Source organism: Cytobacillus sp. (assembly GCF_032154635.1).
Taxonomy (GTDB): Bacteria; Bacillota; Bacilli; order Bacillales; family Cytobacillaceae; genus Cytobacillus.
Genome location: NZ_JALDXW010000011.1, coordinates 15,642 through 36,817, shown reverse-complemented (window position 1 = coordinate 36,817; position 21,176 = coordinate 15,642). Strand labels below are relative to the sequence as shown.

Sequence of the window (21,176 nt, the reverse complement as noted above, 5' to 3'; positions counted from 1 at the left end):
GAGGGTAAAATGTGAATACGTCTTATTCACAGTCCACTTTGCGATACAACCAAGTTTTAATTTGGCTTTGTGTTCTGTCTTTTTTTAGTGTATTAAATGAAATGGTTTTGAACGTCTCTCTACCTGATATTGCCAATGACTTTAATAAACTACCAGCGAGTACAAACTGGGTGAACACAGCTTTCATGTTAACCTTTTCCGTTGGAACAGCTGTATATGGAAAATTATCGGATCAACTAGGGATCAGAAAGCTACTTCTATTTGGGATAATAGTCAATTGCTTTGGATCGGTAATTGGGTTTGTGGGACATTCTTTCTTTCCTATACTAATTCTAGCCCGTTTTATTCAAGGGACTGGTGCATCTGCATTTCCCGCTCTCGTGATGGTTGTAGTTGCACGCTATATTCCAAAAGAAAACAGGGGGAAAGCATTTGGGCTTATCGGTTCCATAGTAGCTATGGGGGAAGGTGCTGGACCAGCTATTGGTGGAATAATTGCCCATTATATCCATTGGTCTTACTTGTTGCTTATTCCTACAATGACGATTATCACAATTCCATTTCTTATAAAACTATTAAAAAAGGACGATAGAGTAAGGAGTCATATTGATATTGCAGGAATTCTATTGATGACTGCAGGTATTGTATTATTTATAATGTTTACAACAACCTATAGAATTTCCTTTCTGATTATTAGTATTCTATCTTTCCTGGTATTTGCAAAACATATTAGGAAAGCACCCGATCCATTTGTTGAACCTGGACTGGGGAAAAATGTTTTATTTATGATTGGAGTCCTTTGTGGCGGGCTTATATTTGGAACTGTAGCAGGGTTTGTCTCTATGGTTCCTTATATGATGAAAGATGTTCATCAATTAAGTACTATTGCGATTGGAAGTGGGATTTTTTTTCCGGGAACAATGAGTGTCATCATCTTCGGTTATATTGGAGGAGTACTTGTTGATAAGAAAGGTTCTGTGTATGTACTAACCATCGGGGTTGTATTTATTTCTATTAGCTTTATAATTGCTGCTTTTTTTTTAGAAGCTACACCATGGCTTATGACAATGATAGTAGTTTTTGTTTTTGGGGGGCTTTCATTCACAAAAACAGTTATATCAACCATTGTGTCAAGTAGTTTACAACAAAAGGAAGCTGGTGCTGGAATGAGTTTGCTGAATTTTACCAGCTTTTTATCTGAGGGTACAGGTATTGCGATTGTAGGTGGTTTATTGTCTTTACACTTACTAGATCGAAGGCTTCTACCTATTGATGTTGATCAATCCACTCATTTGTACAGTAATATGCTATTACTTTTGGCAGGAATCATTGCTATAAGTTGGCTGGTTATCTTGAATGTATATAAACATTCGAGGAGAAAATTCGAATAAGGTCAAAGTAGGGTCCATTTTGATAAAGCAGAATCAAAATGGATCCTTTTTTATAATATAAATTCAAATCTCCTTGTTTTATAATTGGGCAGATTAAAGAAAATACAACCAATAAAGTTTTGTAAGCAGTGTAATTATTTTCTCTGGATTATGCTGTGTATTTCTGCTTATGTTTTAAGTAGTATATATTCAAGGCTGAACTAGCTGAGTAATGATTTAAAGATATTTTAAACAAAAGAATTAATGAATTTAGAAACTTCTTGCAATGAATATTCCGATGAGAAATTCATGCTATAATGATAAAATGTTCCCTTTTGCATGGGATCATTTTATACATTTAGTTAAAGTTTTAAGAATAAGAGCTTGGCTTGTTTCCAAAATACAGTCAGAAGAAATACGTAATAGATTTAAGAACAACAGGGGATCCATGATGAAGAGATATTGTTTGAAGCATGATTTTAAAAGCTACGAGAAAGGGACAAAATTTTATGTTGTGGCTGAATCTGAATTTATCGGAGTAAAAGAATTTGTATTGCGTACCCAAGATTTAAAACATAGGTTACTTGTTAATGATGATGAATTAAGTAAAAATTTCATAAGAATATATGATGAACATTTGCGATAGATAGATCGAAGCGCCTAATCTAGTATCTTGAGCAGTCCGTTTCGTGTAAAATAGAAGAAGGAACAAAAATTATTGTATTTAAGCTTGGAGGAAAAATGGTGTCATACATACTTAAATCGAATTTCAAAATGTTTGCACTTAATTCGAATCGAGAACTTGCTGAAGAAATGGCGCAGCATTTAGGCTGTGAACTTGGGAAAAGTTCAAGTACGCAATTTAGTGATGGAGAACTTCAAATTCATATTGAAGAAAGTGTCCGCGGAAATGAAGTGTTTTTAGTTCAATCTGCTTCAGAGCCAACGAATGAATATATTATGGAGCTCCTTATTATGATTGATGCCTTAAAAAGGGCCTCTGCTAAGATGATCAATGTTGTCATGCCATACTTCAGCTATGCCCGTCAGGATCGAAAAGCCCGATCTCGGGAGCCGATTACAGCGAGGTTAATTGCCAACCTTTTGGAGAGAGCTGGAGCTTCTAGAATATTAACGATAGATTTCCATTCTCCACAAGCTCAAGGATTTTTCGACATACCCGTAGATCATTTAACAGGGATTCCAATTCTTGCAGATTATTTTAAGAAAAAGTCTATAGAGGATCTAGTTATTGTGGCTCCGCATAATGGGGGAGTGGTTCGGGCGAGAAAGCTGGCTAATCTATTGAATGTGCCACTTGCCTTAATTGATCGTCGGCGTCCAGAACATGATGAAACTGAAATTATGCACATTATCGGAAATATTGAAGGGAAAAACGCTATTATTGTCGATGATTTAATTGATACTGCAGGCACCATTACAACTGGTGCAAACGCATTGATCAAAAATGGAGCGAAGTCGGTCTTTGCTTGCTGCACACACGCCGTTCTATCAGGGCCAGCCATCGATCGTATAAAGTCTTCATCCATTGAAGAGCTAGTTATTACGAATACCATTAGAGTGCCTGAAGAAAAACGGATTGATAAAATTACTGTTTTATCTGTCGCACCATTACTTGTAGAAGCGATTGATCGGATTCATAACCAAAAAGCAGTAAGTCCATTATTTGAATAGAAAAGTTTGTGACCAACATGTAAACAGCATGTTTGGTCTTTTTTCATTTATGTGGAACTTCAAAAACCTATTTTTATAGACTTGTCTACATTTCCTAATAGAACTTCACTAGGTGATTAGAAGAATTATGAAAAAATGGCATAAAAATCACGTCTAAAACCTATATAAGTATAAAACTATTATTTCAGGAGGAATCAATCATGACAAAAGTTGAAAATAGTGTGAAGGAATTAATGGAGTTAGATAAGAAATATTTTCTTCATCCCACCTCTCCCATTAAACAACAGCAGGATCAAGGCCCTTCCTTTATTTTTACAGAAGGTAAAGGGGTATTGCTCACAGATATCACTGGAAAAACGGTTATTGATGGGATGTCCTCTTTATGGAATGTGAATGTTGGTCACGGGAGAGAGGAATTAGGGAAAGTCGCGATGGAACAAATGGCAAAGCTTGCATTCTCGTCGTGTTTTGCGACGTTTAGCAATGAGCCTGCGATTCGATTAGCTGCTAAGCTTGCAGAAATTGCTCCGGGAAAATTATCTGCTACGTTTTTTACTTCTGGCGGTTCAGAGGCTAACGATACGGCATATAAATTAGCGCGGCATTATTGGATATTAAAAGGGCAGCCGAATCGAAGGAAAATTATTTCTCGAACGAAGTCTTATCATGGCGTTGCCATGGGTTCCACAAGTGCAACGGGACTGAAGCCATTTCGAGAGTTTACAAACTCTTTTGATCCGGATTTCTGCTATACCGATCATTTTTCTGCGGATGATTTACGGAGAGTTATAGAGGGGGAGGGACCAGAAACAATTGCTGCCTTTATTGCCGAGCCTGTACAAGGAGCTGGCGGTCTTCATGTGGCACCGGATACCTATTTTAAAGAAGTAAGAAGCATATGTGATGAGTATGGCCTTTTATTTATTACAGATGAGGTGATAACAGGTTTTGGACGGACAGGAAAGTACTTTGGGATTGAACATTATGACATTTCTCCTGATATGATGTGCTTTGCAAAGGGAGTAACAAGTGGATATGCACAACTAGGCGGTGTAATGCTTTCGGAGACTATTCATCAAGAGTTGATGAAGCTTTCTACAGGCACACTTTTGCATGGTTATACGTATAGCGGACACCCTATGGCTTGTGCTGTTGCTTTAAAGAATATAGAATTAATTGAGAAGGAAGGGTTAATTGCCAACGCAGAAAAAATGGGAGCAGAGATGCTTAAAGGCTTTCAATGGATAGAAGGAGAACGGAAAATTGTTGGCAAAGTAAAAGGTTTAGGGCTTATGGGCGGCTTGGAGCTAGTTAAAGATCAAAAGACAAATGAAAAGTTCCTAAATCCTGCTGCTCCTTTAGTTGTAACTGAAGCAGCAAAACGAGGACTAATTTGCCGATCTGTTGTTTTTGATGGTCAGGATACGATTGTAGTTGCGCCTCCTCTAATTATTTCTCAGGATGAAATGACCAAATTGATTGCTATTCTTCATGATGCGATTGCTGCAGTTGAAGCAGTGGTTTTATAATAAATGAAGTTTTGTCATTGCGATATTATTAATAAAGGAGAGGACCACGTATGAAAAGGAAGTTATTTATAAATGGAGAATGGCTCGAGGCAAGTCAATACGTGCCGCTCCGCTCTCCTTATAGTGAAGAGGAAATAGCAGAAATACCAGCAGCAACAATTGAAGAAGTTGAAAAGGGATTGGAAGCTGCTTTTCATGCAAGAAAAGAAATGGCGCTGATGCCAAGTCATCAGCGCGCATCCATTTTAGAAAAAGTTGTTGGTCTTTTAGAAAAGAGAGCAGAAGAAGCTGCTAAAATCATAGCTATGGAGGCTGCAAAGCCAATTACGGCAGCACGTGCGGAGGTTGCTCGAACCATTCAAACATATAAATTTGCTGCAGAAGAAGCGAAACGGATTCATGGGGAAACCATTCCACTAGATGCAGCACCAGGAGGAGAAGGAAGAATTGCCTATACAGTACGTGAGCCAATCGGTGTGATTGGGGCGATTACCCCCTTTAATTTTCCAATGAATTTAGTTGCTCATAAGGTAGGGCCAGCTATTGCTTCTGGTAATTCTGTCATCCTAAAGCCTGCAGGGCAAACGCCATTATCTGCTTTATTTATCGCGGAAATTTTTCAAGAGGCTGGCCTGCCTGCTGGAGCTTTAAATGTTATTACAGGAAGTGGCTCTCTTATTGGAGATAAGCTTGTAACAGATCACCGGGTAAAAAAGATTTCATTTACTGGAAGCCCTGCAGTAGGGATTGGTATCCGAAACAAAGCCGGTTTAAAGCGTGTAACTTTAGAGCTAGGATCGAATGCTGCAGTTATTATTGATAAAGATACGAATTTGGATAAAATCATTTCGCGCTGTGTAGCTGGGGCATTTGGCTTTCAAGGTCAAGTATGTATTTCCTTGCAGCGTATCTATGTACATGAACAGCAATTTGATGCTTTTGTAGATAAATTTGTACCTGCTGTGAAGGAGCTAAAGATCGGTGACCCGCTTGATCCGAAGACAGATGTTTCTGCTTTAATCACTTCAAAAGATGTAAGCCGCACACTTGAATGGATAGATGAAGCAAGAGCGCAAGGAGCAAAGGTTATCACTGGAGGAGAAGCAGAGGGAAATATTTTACTGCCTACGGTAATTGTTGATGCGAAACCGGATATGAGGGTTTCCTGTCAGGAGGTTTTTGCACCGATCGTCGTGATTAATAAAGTGAAAACGGTTGAAGAGGCTATTGAAAGAGTGAATGATTCAAATTATGGACTTCAGGCTGGTATTTATACGGATAATATTCATACAGCTTTAGCTGCTGCTGAGCAGCTTCATGTAGGCGGAGTTTTAATAAATGATATCCCTACCTTCCGAGTGGATCAAATGCCGTATGGCGGGGTAAAGAAAAGTGGAGTCGGCAGGGAAGGAATAAAGTATGCAATTGAAGAAATGACAGAGCTGAAGCTCATTGTCTTTAATAAGAATTAATTATTGAAGGAATGCCCAATCTTTAAAACAAGGATTGTGCATTCCTTTTTCTTTTATCTTTTTTTATACGCTAAAATACCATCAGCCCAATAACCGTCGACAGAATCAACCCAATCATTACTGGTAAGAAGCTCTTCCGAACAAGTTCCATTACCGGTACTTTTGCAAAGCCTGCTACAGCAACAAGAGAACTCCAAGCGATAAGAGTACCGCCTCCGACCCAAACGGATCCCATTTGTCCAATAGCTGATAAAGTAGCAGCATCTACTCCAACACTATCGCCTAAAGCTCCTGATAATGAGCCAACTAGTGGCAGCCCTGAAAATCCTGAACCATCTAGACCAGTAATGGCTCCAATTATTAATATCCCAAACCCTGCAATAAATGCGCTTTCTGGAATATATTGCTGGCCGGCCACGACTAAATCGAAGAGGAAAGATGGCGCTTCTTCCGCACCTGTATGAAATATTTTTGCCGATAAATCCCCGCTTCCGATAAAAAAGAACCCTGCAATGGGGATAACAGGGCCCATTGCTTTAAACGCAAATACAAACCCTTTTACGAGATGGTCACTAACATTATTTAATAAAGAACGAACACTTCGGAAGGCTGAAGTCACAATTAGGAGTACGGCTGAAGCACCGCCTATTAAAGCTGCACCAGTCCCCCCTTCGATGGAAGGGATCACATCAGAAAATTTAGCAAGAGCCATATAAATGACGATGACCAAAAATGTTATAGGGACAAGAATAGCAAAGAAGAGGCTGTATTTACTTTTCTTTTCTTTCTCATTACCGTTTTTTTCCCGTAGCTCATCATTGTTTTGGCCGCGATTTTCCCAAGCAGTAAGGAGTTTGCCAGAAGGCTTTAACATTTGTTTTTTTATCATGAAATAAGAGATAACAATTGCTGCTGCCCCAGTAATAATTGACAAAATAAAAGCACGGTCAGCAACAGGAGTAACATCAATTCCCGCAGCTGTCGCTGTCAATGTCGGTGCAATTTGAATGACATAATCAGACGATAAGGCCATTCCTTGCCCGGCCAGTGATATAGCAATGGCTGCACCAATAGGCGGAAGACCAGATCGAACAGCTACAGGAATAAGCAAAGCACCGACAAGCGGTACAGCAGGTGTTGGCCAAAAGAAAAGAGAAATTGCATACGTAACAACGATAAGCACCCAAAATGAAATATGCCCATTTTTCATGACCTTCTGAAAAGGTGTAATCATTTGCTGATCAGCCCCAATTGATTTCAAAGCATGCAGCAAGGCGGTCATAATGGCAATGATAAGAAAAATATTAAACAATTCGCCAGCAGCTACTAGGCTACCATTAAAAATCGTTTGTAGACCTGACGTAAATGAGCCAGTGAAAATCCAGCCAACTAAAAAGGTGACAATAATAGAAGGGACAACAACATTTTGCCTAAATAACATCGTGATGATGATGATACATGTTCCAATCAAATACATCCAATGAGCAGCTGATAAATCCATGCCCAAATCACACTCCCTTCAAAATGAATAACGTAATAACTTCTTGTAAAGTAAGGTATGCGTATATTTGGGCTTTGGTGAAAGGGTGTGCGAGACGGATAAAGAGGGATTTAACAAATAGTTGCAATCCTATATATACATAAATAAAAACATGGTATTCCGTATCAGCATTTTCCAATTGAACGATAAATGCTATAATAGAGCCATTCGTCGAACTAGAATATCCAATTCATAAGGAGGATTATGTATACATGTTTTCAAAACATAAATCTCTAATTTTCATCTTTTCAGCATTGTTGGTTCTATTCAGCTTGGCTGGATGTGGAGCACAGGCAGAAAACGGGATTTCAAAAGATAGTAATAATGGAAAATCAGGATATCCGTCCGATGTAACTGAAAATCCTATTGTTACTATTACTATGGAAAATAATGATGAGATTCAGCTTGAATTATATCCGGATATAGCACCGAATACAGTAGCGAATTTCGTTACTTTAATTAACAAAGGCTTTTATGATGGACTCATTTTCCATCGAGTCATCCCTAATTTCATGATCCAAGGCGGCGATCCGGCAGGCAATGGGACAGGCGGTCCGGATTATTCCATTTTTGGCGAGTTTTCCGCTAATGGTTTTGAGAATAAGTTGAAGCATGAGCGAGGCGTTCTTTCAATGGCACGGTCGCGTGATCCAAATTCGGCAGGATCTCAATTTTTTATTATGGTTAGCGAGTCCTCTAATCTTGATGGGCAATATGCAGCTTTTGGCAAGGTGATTGAAGGTATGGAGGTAGTGGACTCCATTGTTTCTGTGGAAAGGAATGGGGCAGATCTGCCGTTAAAGGAACAAAAGATGAAAACGGTAAAGGTGGATACGAAGGGATATAATTATCCAGAGCCCGAGGTTCAATAAGGTTCATAAAAAAAGAACGCTCCTATTGGCAAATAGGGGCGACTTTTTTTGTGGTTTATAAAGTTGTATACATCATTATTCTATTCTTCGTTGTTATCTAATTGATCGTTCTTTTTTCCATCATCGATGCCATTATCCTGATCAACGCCATCTCCAATTCCCTTTTCCTTTAATGTATCTTCAATATTTTTCTTCGCTTCTGCCATGTTTTCCTTTGCTTCTTGCATTGCATCCTGTTCTGTATCGTTATCTACTGCATCTTTTTGCTCTCCATCGCTGATGCCATTATCCTGATCAATACCATCTCCACATCCTGTTAGCCCTCCTAATACAAGAAGTGCTGCTAATCCGCCTGTTAAGAATATTTTCCTATTCATTTCTAAACTCCTCCTTCTATTAATTGAACTGTTGATTGTATTCCCAACGGAAAACAAGATGAAACATGGTTACTTCGAAATGTTTTGAAAAAAATGGACAGGGGTACTACATAATTCAGCTACCATTTCAATCTTGAAAAAGGGAGAGGTGTTCATGAAAATAGAAGAACGTTCAGACAGATTTACTGATCTGCCTCTGAATCTATTAAAAGCCAAAATCGTCTAGAGGGGGTATGTTCATTGCTATTAATCAATGTATGGCTAATTATACTATTAATTGCATTAACTGCCTTTTTCGTTGCAGTTGAATTCGCTATTGTTAAAGTACGGAGGTCTAGAATTGAACAATTAATGGCTGAAGGGAAAAAGAGTGCTTTTTTTGCTAGAAAGGTAGTCACCCACTTGGATGAATATCTTTCTGCTTGTCAATTAGGCATCACAGTGACTGCATTAGGATTAGGCTGGTTGGGTGAACCAACAGTGGAAAAGCTTTTTCATCCTCTATTAGCGGTATTCCATTTGAATGAATCCATTACTCATATTATTTCCTTTCTGCTTTCATTTGTATTGGTCACCTATATCCATGTTGTGATCGGAGAATTAGCTCCTAAATCAATTGCCATACAAAAAGCGGAGGAAATTACAATGCTTTTCGCAAAAACAATCGTCATTTTTTATAAGATAATGTATCCGTTTATATGGCTATTAAATAGTTCAGCACGATTACTCGTTGGACTATTCGGTGTAAAGCCAGCAGCTGAACATGAATTAGCACATTCTGAGGAAGAACTTAGAATTCTATTAGCCGAAAGCTATAAAAGTGGAGAAATTAATCACAATGAATGGAAATATGTGAACAATATTTTTGAGTTTGATGAACGGATTGCAAAAGAAATAATGGTCCCGCGTACAGAAATGAGCTGTATTTCTGTTAATGATTCTATTCATGAGGTTATCTATAAATTGAAGACTGAAAGATATACACGCTATCCAGTTGTTGATAATGATAAAGATCATATCATTGGAATGATAAATATGAAAATGCTTATTACAGATAAATTAATGAAAAAAGATTCTAATCAAGTTTGGACTATCAAAGCTTATATGCAGCCGCTCATTCAGGTTATTGAAACCATTCCCATTCATGACTTGCTTATAAAAATGCAAAAGGAAGAATGCCATATGGCGATTTTGATAGATGAATACGGCGGTACCTCTGGTTTAGTAACGGTTGAAGATATTATTGAAGAGATTGTTGGTGAAGTAAGAGATGAATTTGATTCAGATGAGATTCCTCAAATTCGTAAAATTTCCGATTCTCATTATATTTTGGATGGCAAGCTCTTAATTAGTGCAGTTAATCAATTGCTTCAAATCCATTTATCTGATGAAGAAGTAGATACGATAGGCGGCTGGTTCCTCACACAAAATACGACTGCCAAAATTAGTAAAGGGGCAGCAGTAGAATCAGACGGATATGTGTTTACAATAAAGGAAGTAGATGGCTATCATATCGCTTATTTGGATGTAAAAAAGAGTTAAGCCTCGCATGGGGCTTAACTCTTTGAAGATTATTAGTGATTCCAACCTTTCTATTTTGATATTTGGCACCCTACTTTTTCTTTGTTCGCTTAATCGATTCCCTATTAAAGGATTTGGTTAATATCCTTTGAATAACTGAGAGCTTCAACAAGCAAAAAATAAAAATGACTGTTCCAGCTATCGTTAAAATTTCTGTCATTCGTAGATCTTGTGCCAGAAATTGGCTAATGGATGAAATAATTACGGCTAGAGAAAAGGCGCCGAATAATATTAGGAAGGTGGCTAATTTACGGCGGATGGGATGTCCCAAAATCAGCTCGGACTCATCCGTCGTAAATCCTGTACCAGTCATCATTGAAATGACCTGGAATCTAGATACTTCTACTTTTAACCCGGTTAAGCGAAATAATATAACAAAGATTTCAATAACAACCAAAATAATAATTAGATAGATAAATAAAAATAATATATTCATAGGTCACCTCATCAAAAGAAAACGTGAATCAATTGGAATGTAAACCTATAAATACCCATAATCATTTGTGCTAAAACATCTAGATCAAGTTTTGCTTAACGAAAGAAGGGGGAAATATAATTTAAAAGGTCTCGAAAGGAGTGGGTTGTTTGAAAGAAAATATTAGTGGGAATAAATGGGGATGGATGCGATTGAAACTAGTTGAAATGGAAGAAACTGAATCCTTAATGGAAGAGGGGGAGGAATTAAACTTATGGTTAAAGCAGGTTCATAAAAATAATAAGAATTGCCTTCGAGTAGAACACTTAATGAATGGGGAAAAGGTGCTGAAAGGCTCACTTATTTATAAACAAAGTATTGCAGGGGAGAAAGACTTTAAAATTTTTCATTTTTATCTGACAACGTATCGTTTGATTACGATTAATTTTGATTTTCAGGAATTAAAACAAATTAATCTTAAGGCTTTTCATAAACGAATAGAAAGTACAGAAAATGCGATTGATGGATTTTTATTAATTATAGGTGAGCTGATGAATGAGATGCTTATGGAAATTGATCAGTTTGAAGAGGCACTTAAACAATTAATTTGGAGTGTTCGAAAAAGAAATGGCACGGGGATTCTAGATCAGGTGTTTAAATGCAGACATGAACTATTGATTTGGAAGAGTCTATTAATTCCAATTAATGAATTAAAAATGGCAATTGATGAAATAAACTTCCAAGATAATCATAAAAGGGAAATCTTTTCCTGTACATGTAAGCGGATTGAGCGGGCAATGGTACTGCTAGATGAGTACAAACGTGAAATCGATTCGATTATTAAACTAGAGGAAGTTATTTCTTCACATCGTGGGAACGAAATTATGAAAACATTAACTGTAATGACGACAATTTTTACTCCAATAATGGCTTTTGGGGCATTATGGGGAATGAATTTTAAGCAGATGCCGGAGCTTGAGTGGAAATACGGCTATATTCTGTCTATTATATTAATCGTTTTCTCCACTTTCCTTTTATATGCTTATTTGAGAGTAAAGGGATGGACTGGAGATCTATTAAAGGGGAAAAAGAAGGGCTCATTTTTTAAGTAACAAAGGTATTATACTAGATTACTAATATAACAAAGAGATTAAATACCTAAGTAGTTTATGAATTTTTATCGTTTATGGTTTCATTTCTCAAAGGCACGGGTATAAAAAAACAAATATTTCAAAGGTGTGATGATATGAAGATTAACATCAATAAACATCATAAAGGAAAGGAAGTATTAGTGTCTGTAGAGGGAGAAATCGATGCATATACTGCTCCAAACTTAAGAGAGGAACTATGGCCATTTTCAGAAATGGAAAATATGACAATGGTTGTTAATCTCAAGAATGTGACCTATCTAGACAGTACTGGTCTTGGTGTGTTTGTAGGGTTATTCAAACAATTAAAAAAGAATAATGGACAGTTAAAGCTAATTGAATTATCCAATCGATTAAACCGACTTTTTGAAATGACAGGTTTAATCAACATTATGAATATTAGTATGAATTCTGAAGAGGGGGGTCGATGATGGAAGTGATTGATTATATTGAAATGAAATTGCCGGCTAAGCCTGATCATATTGGCATCGTTAGATTAACGTTGTCAGGAATTGCAAGCAACATGGGTTTTACATATGAAGAGGTTGAAGATCTAAAGATTGCTGTAAGTGAAGCATGTACGAATACCGTTCAGCATGCGTATGATAAGCATGATGGTGGAGAAGTGGTTGTTGGATTTGGGATCTATAAGGACAAGCTAGAAATGATGGTCGCCGATTCTGGAAGGAGCTTTAATTTTAACCTAGTAAGGGCAGAGATTGGTCCATATACTGAGTCAAGTCCTGTGGAACAGCTAGCTGAAGGAGGGTTAGGATTGTACTTAATCGAAACACTCATGGATGAAGTCCGTGTGATGAATCATTCAGGGGTAACGGTCTTCATGATGAAGTATCTAAATGGGGAGCGTGAAAATTATGACACAATCAACCCAATCGGAAAAACGGTCTAAAGAAGAGATTGAAAGACTGATTAAAGAATCTCAAAATGGAAATACATCTGCCCAAACTATATTGGTAGAACACTATACTGCATTAGTAACAAGCCTCGCAAGAAAGTATTCCAGAGGGAGAAATTTTCATGAAGATATGGTACAAGTAGGGATGTTAGGGCTACTATCCGCAATTAGAAGATATGACGTAGAAAAGGGGAGTTCCTTTGAATCATTTTTGTTTCCAACTGTTATTGGCGAAATAAAACGCTATTTAAGAGATAAAACGTGGAGTGTTCATGTGCCAAGGCGCATTAAAGAAATCTGGCCGAAAATAAATGCCATTGTGGACGAGCTGACAAATCTTAATCAACGATCACCAAAGATTAACGAAATTGCCTATTATCTTGGTATTAGTGAAGAGGAGGTGCTGGAAGCGATGGAAATGGGAAAAAGCTATCAAGCTGCTTCTGTTGATCAGCCGATCGAAACGGGGAGAGATGGCAACATGCTTACGACCTTAGATGTGGTGGGTTCGGAAGAGACAGGCTTCGAAAAAGTGGATCGAAAGCTATTGCTTGAAAGTGCTCTTCATGTATTATCTAAAAGGGAAAAAGAAATCATCCATTGCACGTTTATCGAGAATAAAAGCCAAAAAGAAACAGGAAAGCGATTAGGAATATCGCAAATGCATGTTTCAAGACTTCAAAAAAAGGCAATTGAAAAGTTACGCAAAGAGCTTAAATTAATTGAACACTAGCTTATGATGGTAAAAAATACGAGTATTTTCCTTATAAGCGCATCATTAATAGCACAAAGGTAGCCTCCCGTTCGATTTTCGGGAGGCTTTCTTTGTGGTTGACACTTAAACGTTCTGACTGTCAGTTATAGTCCCATCTATTTATCGATGTTAATGATGCAGTCATGAAAAAACTGCTTGTATTAAAAAGGGTTTAATTGATAAATGGTGAATATAATTAATAAAGAATAAAAATAAATGAGGATTCTTGAATGAAAAATATTATTATCAATTTATCTATGGTTACTATCTTCCTTATAACTCTTATGGGGTGTTCGAATGGAATACCTAAGGAATTTGAATGGAACCAACTAACTAGAGTGGACGTTCAAATATTCTCAGGTGAAAATAGTGCTACTGAAAAAATAATTGCAGAGAAAGAAAAGATGATAACGTTAAGAGACTTATTTGCAAGAATTGAATGGGAACAAAACGTAAAGGCAGAAATGATACGAAAAGAAGATGTGAAAGCTACGTTATTCTTTACATATGATAAAAATATGCCAGAAAGATTATTTGAATATGATATATGGTTTAATCAAGCAGCCACAACAGCGACAATAATTGACAGAGATAAGCAAGCTTTAGGAACTTTAGATAAAGAAGGAACACAAACACTAAAAGATGCTTTAGTAAATAATTAAAAGAGCAGGTAGGACCTGCTCTTTTTTGAGTGATTAAGTATATTTAATACGCTGTGATTTTAATGTTCTAAAACCTATTTAGGTTTTTTAAGCGGAGCGTCTCATGCTTCTTAAAATGATGCTAACAATGAAAACTAGAGCAATGGCACCTATAAGTGCTGGGATAAAATGGAAACCACCAATAACAGGTCCCCAATTTCCTAAAATGAATGATCCAAGCCAAGCGCCAATGAAGCCTGCAATAATATTGCCTACTACACCACCTGGTACATCACGTCCAAGAATGAGCCCTGCTAACCACCCAATAATTCCACCGATAATTAATGCCCAAATAAATCCCATGTACTACCACTCCTTTTAAATAGTTATAGCTATTGTGTACCCGCCCTTTCAAAAGATAAACATTTTTGATAGACATGCGTAAAAAGACATTTAAATCTAATAATCTGATGTTATTTAATAGATTCATTTAAATAAATGTTTTGAAATCTCTTAAACTGGATATACAACTAATAGAACCATCTGCTGATAAGCATTATCAATCAGCCACTAAATATGATTTACAATTAAGGAGGAAAATCAAATGGCAAATGTGATCATAGTTGAAAATGGCGTAGAGGCAAAGGAACAAATTCAGCAATTAATCGATCAAGGATTTACAAAGGAGGAAATATATTTATTAGCTCATGACAATAACCGTTCGAATGATCTTACAAGCGCTTTGAATATTAACGATATCGGGGTAGCAGAGCAAGGTTTTTTTGATTCAATTGCAAATGTTTTTCGAACCAGGGGAGACGAGCTCCGTTCGAAATTAGAGTCACTCGGCGTATCTTCATCAGATGCGGAGCAGTATGAAAGAGAATTAGATCAAGGTAAAGTGGTAGTCTTGGCAACTAGATCTGCATAATGCAAAGATAGAAATAATCGAAGAATATGCTAGGAAATAAAAAGCCTCCTTATTATTTCCTAGCTGGCCTGTAAATTAGATTGTGGATGAAGGTAAAAAAACAAATGAGGTGAATGGATATGAAAATTTCTAATCAAAGCTTAGATACATTATTAGGTGCTGTGAAAACTGCCAGACATACTAAGAGTGAGGAACGCACATTAGAAGATTATTTTAGAAATCCGATTATTCATAGAGAGATAAGTGGGGAGAGAATTTATGTTCCATTAAATATAAATAGGGTTTGGAATGAGGTTTAAATTAAATCGTGCAAATTAACTGTCTAAACATGATTTCTTTTACTATAAATTGTGTTTAGGCAGTTAATTATTTGATAAAATTCAAGTACGTCTATATAGAAAAGGCAGATTGCTTTAACGAGAATCTGCCTTTTTCTATTTTAAAAAGATATTATTTGTTGATGCTATTTGTGGATCCGACCTTAGTTATTCGGATGAGATAAATAGCAATAAGAAGGATAAACCAAACTGGAGTGACGAATAAGGCAACACGAGTATCCTCTGCTAGCGCAAGTACTACAAGAACAAATGCGAGAAAAGCAAGGATTAAATAATTTGAGATAGGATAAAGCGGTAATTTGAACTTACTTACCTGTGCCAAGTCCGGTCTCTCTTTGCGGTATTTTAAATGACAGATCACTGTTATTCCCCATATATATAGGAAACAGACAGTAGAAATACTTGTAATCAATGTAAACACGCCTTCAGGCATGACATAGTTTAAGATAACAGCAATCAAAATAACCATTGTGGAAAAGAATAACGCATTAGAAGGCACTTTACGATAAGTAAGCTTTGTAAGCGGTATAGGTGCATTTTTATCCTTCGCTAGCGAGTATAGCATACGGCTTGTACTAAAAATTGCACTGTTACATGCAGATGCAGCGGAAGTTAGCACTACAAAGTTAACAATACCTGCTGCTGCCGCAATTCCGATGGCAAGGAAAACTTGAACGAATGGACTTTCCGCCGGGTTGATAGCATTCCATGGATAAATACTCATAATAATAATTAAAGCGCCGACATAAAAAATTAAAATCCGAATGGGGATATTATTGATGGCTTTAGGGATCACTCTTTCTGGATTTTCTGTTTCTCCAGCAGTTAATCCCACGAGCTCAATGCCAACAAACGCAAAGACAACCATCTGGAAGGAGAGAATAAACCCATTTATTCCATTCGGGAACATCCCGCCATGGCCCCATAAATTTGTAAAGCTGGATGCACCAGAATCAGTAGAAAAGCCTTTTACAATCATGATTAATCCAATAACAATTAAAGCTAGAATAGCAATGATTTTTATTAAAGCAAACCAGAATTCCATTTCGCCAAATAGCTTAACGGTTGCAAGATTCATAAACAGCAAGATAACAAGAGCGATTAAGCCTGGCATCCACTGGGGAACATCAGGGAACCAAAACTGAGTATAAAGCCCAACAGCAGTTAAATCAGCCATTGCGATAGATATCCAGCAAAACCAATATGTCCAGCCTGTAATAAATGCAGCCATATCGCCTAAATAGTCTTTTACAAAGTCAACAAAGGAATGATATTGCAGATTACTTAACAGCAGTTCACCTAAGGCACGCATAATTAAAAAACAGATCATCCCTGTAATGATATATGCGAATAATATCGATGGTCCAGCTAAATGAATTGATTTCCCTGCACCTAGAAATAATCCAGTACCAATTGCTCCTCCAATGGCAATAAGCTGCACATGCCTGTTTTTAAGACCTCTAGCTAGTTTTTCTTCCTGCATAATTACTCCCACTCTCTAATCTAGTTGTATGAATACACGGTTATATTTTCTTTTCTCGTTTTATCAGTGTACTACGTCAGCTTGTTAAAGATTGTAACACACTATTTATCAAATCAAAATACTAGAAAAATAAAAATTTATGCGGGACACGGGGACAGGTTCCTTGTCCCGTTAAACAACTAGTATAGAAAATGCACAATACACGAGTAATAAGGCCATGACAATATTGAATTGCGTTCGATATTTTACTAGGAATCTTTGAAAGAATGATCCAAATAGACTCCAAGTAAATGTACTTAAAAATCCAACTAATCCAAGAAATAAGGAGAAAAGAAACAGACTTAAATTTGATGTGTAATAAGGAAGAATGAAGGTAGATACCACGGTAAGACCGTATAATATTCCTTTTGGATTGATAAATTGTAATAGCATTCCTGTTAAGAAGCGGTTGTTTCGGTCTTCTTCATCATTCGTCTCATTTGCTTTACTGGTAAGTATTTTATAAGCAAGATAAAGCATATAGAGTGTGCCAATAATCATCATGGCAAATTCAATTTTAGGAATAATGTTTTTCAGAACGAGATTAAAATAACTGGAAGTTAACATAATGACAAAAAAACCTGCACTTACACCTATACAAAAACGAATGGTCTTTTTTAATCCATACTTGTTAGCAAATAACATCGCCATAATATTATTCGGACCCGGGGTAAAGCTGGCAATAAAAACGTAGAGCAAAAAAGATAATATTGGCATATTGAAACCCTCCTTTATATATGTATGTTATAATGATCTAAATGAGTCAATATAACGACTTGCTTTTTATTGTATATAATAGTCGCTATATTGTACATAAGAAAAAGGTGATTATTTTGGAAGACATTCATTTAATCCTCGCAAAAAATTTGAAAGCATATAGAGAGAGAAAAAAACTAAGTCTGGAAAAGGTATCAGAATTAACGGGGGTAAGTAAAACGATGATTGGCCAAATAGAAAGAGGGGAGTCAAGTCCGACAATTACAACGATTTGGAAAATCGCAAATGGACTTAAGATATCCTTTACTTCCCTTATCCATCAATCACAGCCAGATACAAAAGTTATACGCAAAAAGGAAGTTCAAGTATTGACTGAAGATAATGGAAGGTATCGAGTGTTCCCCTTTTTCCCATTTCATGATCAAAGGCGTTTTGAGATTTACACAGTAGAAATTGAGCCAGGAGGATTTCTAGGTTCGGATTCTCACGGGGAAGGTGCGGAAGAATTTATTACTGTATTTGATGGGGAATTAAAGATTCAAGTGAAAAATATGGAGTATACAATTAAAAAGGGCGATTCCATTCGCTTTAAGGCAGATAGGCCACATTCTTATCAAAACCCAGGTGTTACAATTACTAGATTAAGCATGACTATTTACTATCCAGCATAAAAATCCTATTCAGCAGAATAGGATTTTTTGTTGTTTGATGCAAGATATATACTGGTTACCTAGTATCTTAACGAGTTGAAGGGGGTGAAATCATGCTTGTTCTATGTCGTGCTATATCACCAGACTAATACGACGCAGGAAAAGTGATTAAATTTGTACCTGGGAATCAAACTAAGATTAGAATTCTGTCTCCCTATATCAAAGAAAAGGAAACGGGATAATTATTTATCTCTTTTGTCCTTTTTTAAGAAATTATAAAATTATCCCAATTATACAAATGATTATTTTATAATTAGGTAGGATTATGAATTCCCTTATCCCAGAATTAGAAAGGAGTTATAAGACATGTCCTATCAGAATAAGAACGAGTTTCCAATCCTTTATACAGATCGCCTAGTTTTAAGGGAGGTCACTTATTTGGATGCTAATGATATCTATCATTATCTTTCAGATGAAGAAGTAATGAAGTATTATGGGTTAGCCCCTTTTAAATCTTTAAAAGATGCAGAGGAGGAGATTGACTGGTATCGTAAGATTTTTGATGATAATACTGGTATTCGCTGGGGGATTACTCTAAAAGGCAATGATAAGGTAATAGGAAGCTGTGGATTTCTTAACTTCACCAAACAGCATGCGCGTGCTGAAATAGGGGCTGAATTAGCGAGAGAGTTTTGGGGAATCGGAATTGTTTCTGAAGCTTTTCAAGCTATCTTATCTTACGGATTTAAGGAAATGGAATTGATGAGGATACAGGCTCTAATTGAACCGGAAAATTATGCATCTCAAAAACTTGCCGAGAAAAATGGGTTTATGAAGGAAGGGCTGCTTAGAAAATATGAATATACAAATGGAAAGTTTGATGATTTGTACATTTACTCCATATTAAGGGGAGAATTTTTATAAAGAAATAACAGAACTTATTTATCGTTTTAAGAATAATACAAGATATAATTTACATACTGTTCTATAAAACGGTTAGTATTTTTGAAGCGTATTAATACGGAAAAAACTAGCTATTCTGCGTTCGGAAGGAGCTGGTCACTTTGTATAGAAATAAAAATAAAGGAATCATCATGATTTTAAGCGCAATCCTTTGTATATTTCTAATTGTGAGTGCGTTCCGTAACATATCTGTTTACGTTGTGTATAGTTCAGGCATAGGTACCTTTATTATCATAGGGCTGATCATATTGGCCATTTTAGTTGCATATGTTAAAGGATTATAAGCATACATTGCTAATTTATTTTGTAGGAGAGGGACAATGAATACCGTTGTCCCTTATTGATTTGCATTTACAAATGCTCCTTTTTGTTCATTAACCATTCGGACGTATTCTTGTCTACCTAATAATTTAAATATAAATAGGGATGTTTTAAATGCGTCACTAATTTTTTGTGGATCAGCGTTTAATTCTTCTAAGGACATGCCTTGTTGGAAATAAAGCTGACCAACCATTGACATATCTTCATTTTGATTAGATAATGTGATTCCCAAATCAGTATGTTTAAGGGAATGGATATAATCTTGTTGTAAATAATATAGCTTCGCCAAGTTATAATGAATTTTTATTTGAAAACGATGATGCTGTTTTAGAAAATCATGATAGGATAGTATGGTATTATATTGCTGCAAGCTTTTTTGAAACATCTTATTTTCTGCATAAATAATTGCTAGGCTATTTTGGATTTTGAAGTCTATAAAATCTTGGCCAAACAGGGGATGGCTGCTGTCTAATAGATTTTCAAGCATGGATACTGCCTTTTGCCAATCTACTTTTTTTAAATAATAACTAGATATGATGTTTACCCATTTAATTAGTTGATCAAATTTGTAGCCTAAATTTCTAGTAGATTGTTTTAATTCGTTTGTAGTAATTTCAAATGTCTCTTTGTAGTCCTTTTTTTTCATTAAATCTTCGAGCATTCGTTCAGTGTCTTGAATGTAGCCTTGCGCATCATTTAATAATATTTTAAAAAAATAGTCTAAGCTTACTTTTAATCGAATGGATAATATGTATAATATATCTACACTTGGATACCCTCTCCCAGCTTCAATGCCGCTAATGGTTGCTTGTGTGCAAATCCCTTCTGCAAGCTGTGCCTGTGAAAGATTATTCGTCTTTCTCAATCTTTTAATTTCTTCACCTAATGCTTTAGCATTCAAAACGATCATTTTCTCACCATTATATAAAAATTTTTATATTTTTTTAGAAAAGACTATTATTTCCAACTATTATTATATCATACCCCATTAAACAGCTTAGAATCGAGAACGCAACAAAATATGAAATCTTTTAAAATACAATTATAAATTAAAAGGATAGGGTGATGAAAAATGAAAAAAGTAGTTGCAGTTCTATTATTAGCAGGAATTTTGTTTGCACAGGTTGGTGTATCCGTTCCAACAGCAAACGCTGCTTCCGGTGAGGTAGGCTTACCGTTCGAACATTAATATTTATTCAGTAAAATATCCAAAGCAGCTGCTGCTTTGGATATTAACTTTTTTAACAAAAAAGTTATCTGCCGAAAAAGTTAGGGGAATAAAAAAGTTCTAGTTATGGGGCATCCTTTTAAAGGTGGGGATGATTTTGTGTTCTTAGGCAATAAGGTAAAATATAATGAAGATATTTATATTATTGTTCATATATATGAATCGGGATTTGTGGAAATTAAAGATGTCAACCATC

22 protein-coding genes are annotated in these 21,176 nt (G+C 36.2%); 15 read left to right on the top strand and 7 right to left on the bottom strand.

Annotation, left to right across the window (positions count from 1 at the left end; all coding sequences use genetic code 11):
- The first annotated feature begins 11 nt into the window (after nt 1-11).
- The 4 genes from tet to RUH74_RS09805 all read left to right on the top strand — a co-directional run bounded on the left by tet (nt 12) and on the right by RUH74_RS09805 (nt 6,066).
- Nucleotides 12-1,391, top strand: a complete 1,380-nt coding sequence (gene tet / locus RUH74_RS09820) for a Tet(L)/Tet(K)/Tet(45) family tetracycline efflux MFS transporter (RefSeq protein ID WP_313800123.1) — start codon at nt 12-14, stop codon at nt 1,389-1,391.
- A 720-nt stretch (nt 1,392-2,111) separates the two neighbouring features.
- On the top strand, nt 2,112-3,065 hold the full coding sequence (locus RUH74_RS09815; protein ID WP_313800122.1) for a ribose-phosphate diphosphokinase: 954 nt from the start codon (nt 2,112-2,114) through the stop codon (nt 3,063-3,065).
- A gap of 200 nt (nt 3,066-3,265) precedes the next feature.
- Nucleotides 3,266-4,594 (top strand): aminotransferase family protein, encoded by a 1,329-nt coding sequence (locus RUH74_RS09810; RefSeq protein ID WP_313800121.1) that lies wholly within the window; start codon nt 3,266-3,268, stop codon nt 4,592-4,594.
- A gap of 50 nt (nt 4,595-4,644) precedes the next feature.
- Nucleotides 4,645-6,066, top strand: a complete 1,422-nt coding sequence (locus RUH74_RS09805) for an aldehyde dehydrogenase family protein (RefSeq protein WP_313800120.1) — start codon at nt 4,645-4,647, stop codon at nt 6,064-6,066.
- A gap of 70 nt (nt 6,067-6,136) precedes the next feature.
- Here RUH74_RS09805 and RUH74_RS09800 read toward each other — a convergent pair whose 3' ends face one another.
- Nucleotides 6,137-7,567, bottom strand: a complete 1,431-nt coding sequence (locus tag RUH74_RS09800; RefSeq protein WP_313800217.1) for a hypothetical protein — start codon at nt 7,565-7,567, stop codon at nt 6,137-6,139.
- A 251-nt stretch (nt 7,568-7,818) separates the two neighbouring features.
- Here RUH74_RS09800 and RUH74_RS09795 point away from each other — a divergent pair, with 251 nt between their 5' ends.
- Nucleotides 7,819-8,478, top strand: a complete 660-nt coding sequence (locus RUH74_RS09795; protein WP_313800119.1) for a peptidylprolyl isomerase — start codon at nt 7,819-7,821, stop codon at nt 8,476-8,478.
- An 80-nt stretch (nt 8,479-8,558) separates the two neighbouring features.
- Here the strand turns inward: RUH74_RS09795 and RUH74_RS09790 are convergent, their stop codons facing one another.
- Nucleotides 8,559-8,855 carry a hypothetical protein gene (locus tag RUH74_RS09790; protein ID WP_313800118.1) on the bottom strand — a complete coding sequence of 99 codons (297 nt, stop codon included), beginning with the start codon at nt 8,853-8,855 and terminating at the stop codon, nt 8,559-8,561.
- A gap of 240 nt (nt 8,856-9,095) precedes the next feature.
- On the opposite strand from RUH74_RS09790, the gene RUH74_RS09785 reads away from it, so the two are divergent.
- The gene (locus tag RUH74_RS09785; RefSeq protein WP_313800117.1) at nt 9,096-10,397 is read left to right on the top strand and encodes a hemolysin family protein; all 1,302 of its coding nucleotides are present in this window, start codon (nt 9,096-9,098) and stop codon (nt 10,395-10,397) included.
- A 70-nt stretch (nt 10,398-10,467) separates the two neighbouring features.
- Here the strand turns inward: RUH74_RS09785 and RUH74_RS09780 are convergent, their stop codons facing one another.
- Nucleotides 10,468-10,872 (bottom strand): hypothetical protein, encoded by a 405-nt coding sequence (locus RUH74_RS09780; RefSeq protein ID WP_313800116.1) that lies wholly within the window; start codon nt 10,870-10,872, stop codon nt 10,468-10,470.
- A gap of 149 nt (nt 10,873-11,021) precedes the next feature.
- On the opposite strand from RUH74_RS09780, the gene RUH74_RS09775 reads away from it, so the two are divergent.
- The 5 genes from RUH74_RS09775 (at nt 11,022) to RUH74_RS09755 (ending at nt 14,331) form a co-directional block, all read left to right on the top strand.
- Complete coding sequence (locus RUH74_RS09775; RefSeq protein WP_313800115.1) at nt 11,022-11,963, top strand: magnesium transporter CorA family protein; 942 nt, start codon at nt 11,022-11,024, stop codon at nt 11,961-11,963.
- Between the two features lie 134 nt (nt 11,964-12,097).
- On the top strand, nt 12,098-12,430 hold the full coding sequence (locus RUH74_RS09770; protein ID WP_313800114.1) for an anti-sigma factor antagonist: 333 nt from the start codon (nt 12,098-12,100) through the stop codon (nt 12,428-12,430).
- Entirely contained in the window at nt 12,427-12,909 is a 483-nt protein-coding gene (rsbW, locus tag RUH74_RS09765; protein ID WP_313800113.1) for an anti-sigma B factor RsbW, read from the top strand. The genes RUH74_RS09770 and rsbW overlap by 4 nt, the downstream gene beginning before the upstream one ends.
- Nucleotides 12,875-13,648 carry an RNA polymerase sigma factor SigB gene (gene sigB, locus RUH74_RS09760; protein ID WP_313800112.1) on the top strand — a complete coding sequence of 258 codons (774 nt, stop codon included), beginning with the start codon at nt 12,875-12,877 and terminating at the stop codon, nt 13,646-13,648. Before rsbW ends, sigB begins: the two co-directional genes overlap by 35 nt.
- 251 nt (nt 13,649-13,899) lie before the next feature.
- The gene (locus RUH74_RS09755; protein ID WP_313800111.1) at nt 13,900-14,331 is read left to right on the top strand and encodes a hypothetical protein; all 432 of its coding nucleotides are present in this window, start codon (nt 13,900-13,902) and stop codon (nt 14,329-14,331) included.
- A gap of 87 nt (nt 14,332-14,418) precedes the next feature.
- Here the strand turns inward: RUH74_RS09755 and RUH74_RS09750 are convergent, their stop codons facing one another.
- A complete protein-coding gene (locus RUH74_RS09750; protein ID WP_313800110.1) occupies nt 14,419-14,673 on the bottom strand; it encodes a GlsB/YeaQ/YmgE family stress response membrane protein in 255 nt (84 codons plus the stop codon).
- Nucleotides 14,674-14,914: 241 nt separating this feature from the next.
- On the opposite strand from RUH74_RS09750, the gene RUH74_RS09745 reads away from it, so the two are divergent.
- Both RUH74_RS09745 and RUH74_RS09740 read left to right on the top strand, forming a co-directional pair.
- Nucleotides 14,915-15,241: a YflT domain-containing protein gene (locus RUH74_RS09745; protein WP_313800109.1), complete on the top strand. Its 327-nt coding sequence runs from the start codon at nt 14,915-14,917 to the stop codon at nt 15,239-15,241.
- Between the two features lie 119 nt (nt 15,242-15,360).
- Nucleotides 15,361-15,540, top strand: coding sequence for a hypothetical protein (locus RUH74_RS09740; protein WP_313800108.1), 180 nt, complete (start codon nt 15,361-15,363; stop codon nt 15,538-15,540).
- Between the two features lie 151 nt (nt 15,541-15,691).
- Here RUH74_RS09740 and RUH74_RS09735 read toward each other — a convergent pair whose 3' ends face one another.
- The gene (locus RUH74_RS09735) at nt 15,692-17,062 is read right to left on the bottom strand and encodes an amino acid permease (protein ID WP_313800107.1); all 1,371 of its coding nucleotides are present in this window, start codon (nt 17,060-17,062) and stop codon (nt 15,692-15,694) included.
- Nucleotides 17,063-17,233: 171 nt separating this feature from the next.
- On the bottom strand, nt 17,234-17,818 hold the full coding sequence (locus tag RUH74_RS09730; RefSeq protein WP_313800106.1) for a LysE family transporter: 585 nt from the start codon (nt 17,816-17,818) through the stop codon (nt 17,234-17,236).
- A gap of 59 nt (nt 17,819-17,877) precedes the next feature.
- Between RUH74_RS09730 and RUH74_RS09725 the strand changes: the two genes are divergently transcribed.
- Together RUH74_RS09725 and RUH74_RS09720 are read left to right on the top strand one after the other, a co-directional pair.
- Complete coding sequence (locus RUH74_RS09725; RefSeq protein WP_313800216.1) at nt 17,878-18,489, top strand: helix-turn-helix domain-containing protein; 612 nt, start codon at nt 17,878-17,880, stop codon at nt 18,487-18,489.
- A gap of 345 nt (nt 18,490-18,834) precedes the next feature.
- Nucleotides 18,835-19,392, top strand: coding sequence for a GNAT family N-acetyltransferase (locus RUH74_RS09720; RefSeq protein WP_313800105.1), 558 nt, complete (start codon nt 18,835-18,837; stop codon nt 19,390-19,392).
- Nucleotides 19,393-19,768: 376 nt separating this feature from the next.
- Here the strand turns inward: RUH74_RS09720 and RUH74_RS09715 are convergent, their stop codons facing one another.
- Nucleotides 19,769-20,662 carry a helix-turn-helix domain-containing protein gene (locus RUH74_RS09715; RefSeq protein ID WP_313800104.1) on the bottom strand — a complete coding sequence of 298 codons (894 nt, stop codon included), beginning with the start codon at nt 20,660-20,662 and terminating at the stop codon, nt 19,769-19,771.
- Between the last annotated feature and the right edge of the window lie 514 nt (nt 20,663-21,176).

Excerpts from the sequence above, each read along its gene's own strand:
- RUH74_RS09750 (WP_313800110.1), bottom strand. The coding sequence starts at position 14,673 with ATGGGATTTATTTGGGCATTAATTATCGGTGGAATTATTGGGTGGTTA.
- rsbW (WP_313800113.1), top strand. The coding sequence starts at position 12,427 with ATGATGGAAGTGATTGATTATATTGAAATGAAATTGCCGGCTAAGCCT.
- RUH74_RS09755 (WP_313800111.1), top strand. The coding sequence starts at position 13,900 with ATGAAAAATATTATTATCAATTTATCTATGGTTACTATCTTCCTTATA.
- RUH74_RS09790 (WP_313800118.1), bottom strand. The coding sequence starts at position 8,855 with ATGAATAGGAAAATATTCTTAACAGGCGGATTAGCAGCACTTCTTGTA.
- RUH74_RS09815 (WP_313800122.1), top strand. The coding sequence starts at position 2,112 with ATGGTGTCATACATACTTAAATCGAATTTCAAAATGTTTGCACTTAAT.
- RUH74_RS09770 (WP_313800114.1), top strand. The coding sequence starts at position 12,098 with ATGAAGATTAACATCAATAAACATCATAAAGGAAAGGAAGTATTAGTG.
- RUH74_RS09745 (WP_313800109.1), top strand. The coding sequence starts at position 14,915 with ATGGCAAATGTGATCATAGTTGAAAATGGCGTAGAGGCAAAGGAACAA.
- RUH74_RS09810 (WP_313800121.1), top strand. The coding sequence starts at position 3,266 with ATGACAAAAGTTGAAAATAGTGTGAAGGAATTAATGGAGTTAGATAAG.
- RUH74_RS09800 (WP_313800217.1), bottom strand. The coding sequence starts at position 7,567 with ATGGATTTATCAGCTGCTCATTGGATGTATTTGATTGGAACATGTATC.
- sigB (WP_313800112.1), top strand. The coding sequence starts at position 12,875 with ATGACACAATCAACCCAATCGGAAAAACGGTCTAAAGAAGAGATTGAA.
- RUH74_RS09740 (WP_313800108.1), top strand. The coding sequence starts at position 15,361 with ATGAAAATTTCTAATCAAAGCTTAGATACATTATTAGGTGCTGTGAAA.
- RUH74_RS09795 (WP_313800119.1), top strand. The coding sequence starts at position 7,819 with ATGTTTTCAAAACATAAATCTCTAATTTTCATCTTTTCAGCATTGTTG.
- RUH74_RS09715 (WP_313800104.1), bottom strand. The coding sequence starts at position 20,662 with ATGATCGTTTTGAATGCTAAAGCATTAGGTGAAGAAATTAAAAGATTG.
- RUH74_RS09730 (WP_313800106.1), bottom strand. The coding sequence starts at position 17,818 with ATGCCAATATTATCTTTTTTGCTCTACGTTTTTATTGCCAGCTTTACC.
- RUH74_RS09720 (WP_313800105.1), top strand. The coding sequence starts at position 18,835 with ATGTCCTATCAGAATAAGAACGAGTTTCCAATCCTTTATACAGATCGC.
- RUH74_RS09735 (WP_313800107.1), bottom strand. The coding sequence starts at position 17,062 with ATGCAGGAAGAAAAACTAGCTAGAGGTCTTAAAAACAGGCATGTGCAG.
- RUH74_RS09805 (WP_313800120.1), top strand. The coding sequence starts at position 4,645 with ATGAAAAGGAAGTTATTTATAAATGGAGAATGGCTCGAGGCAAGTCAA.
- RUH74_RS09780 (WP_313800116.1), bottom strand. The coding sequence starts at position 10,872 with ATGAATATATTATTTTTATTTATCTATCTAATTATTATTTTGGTTGTT.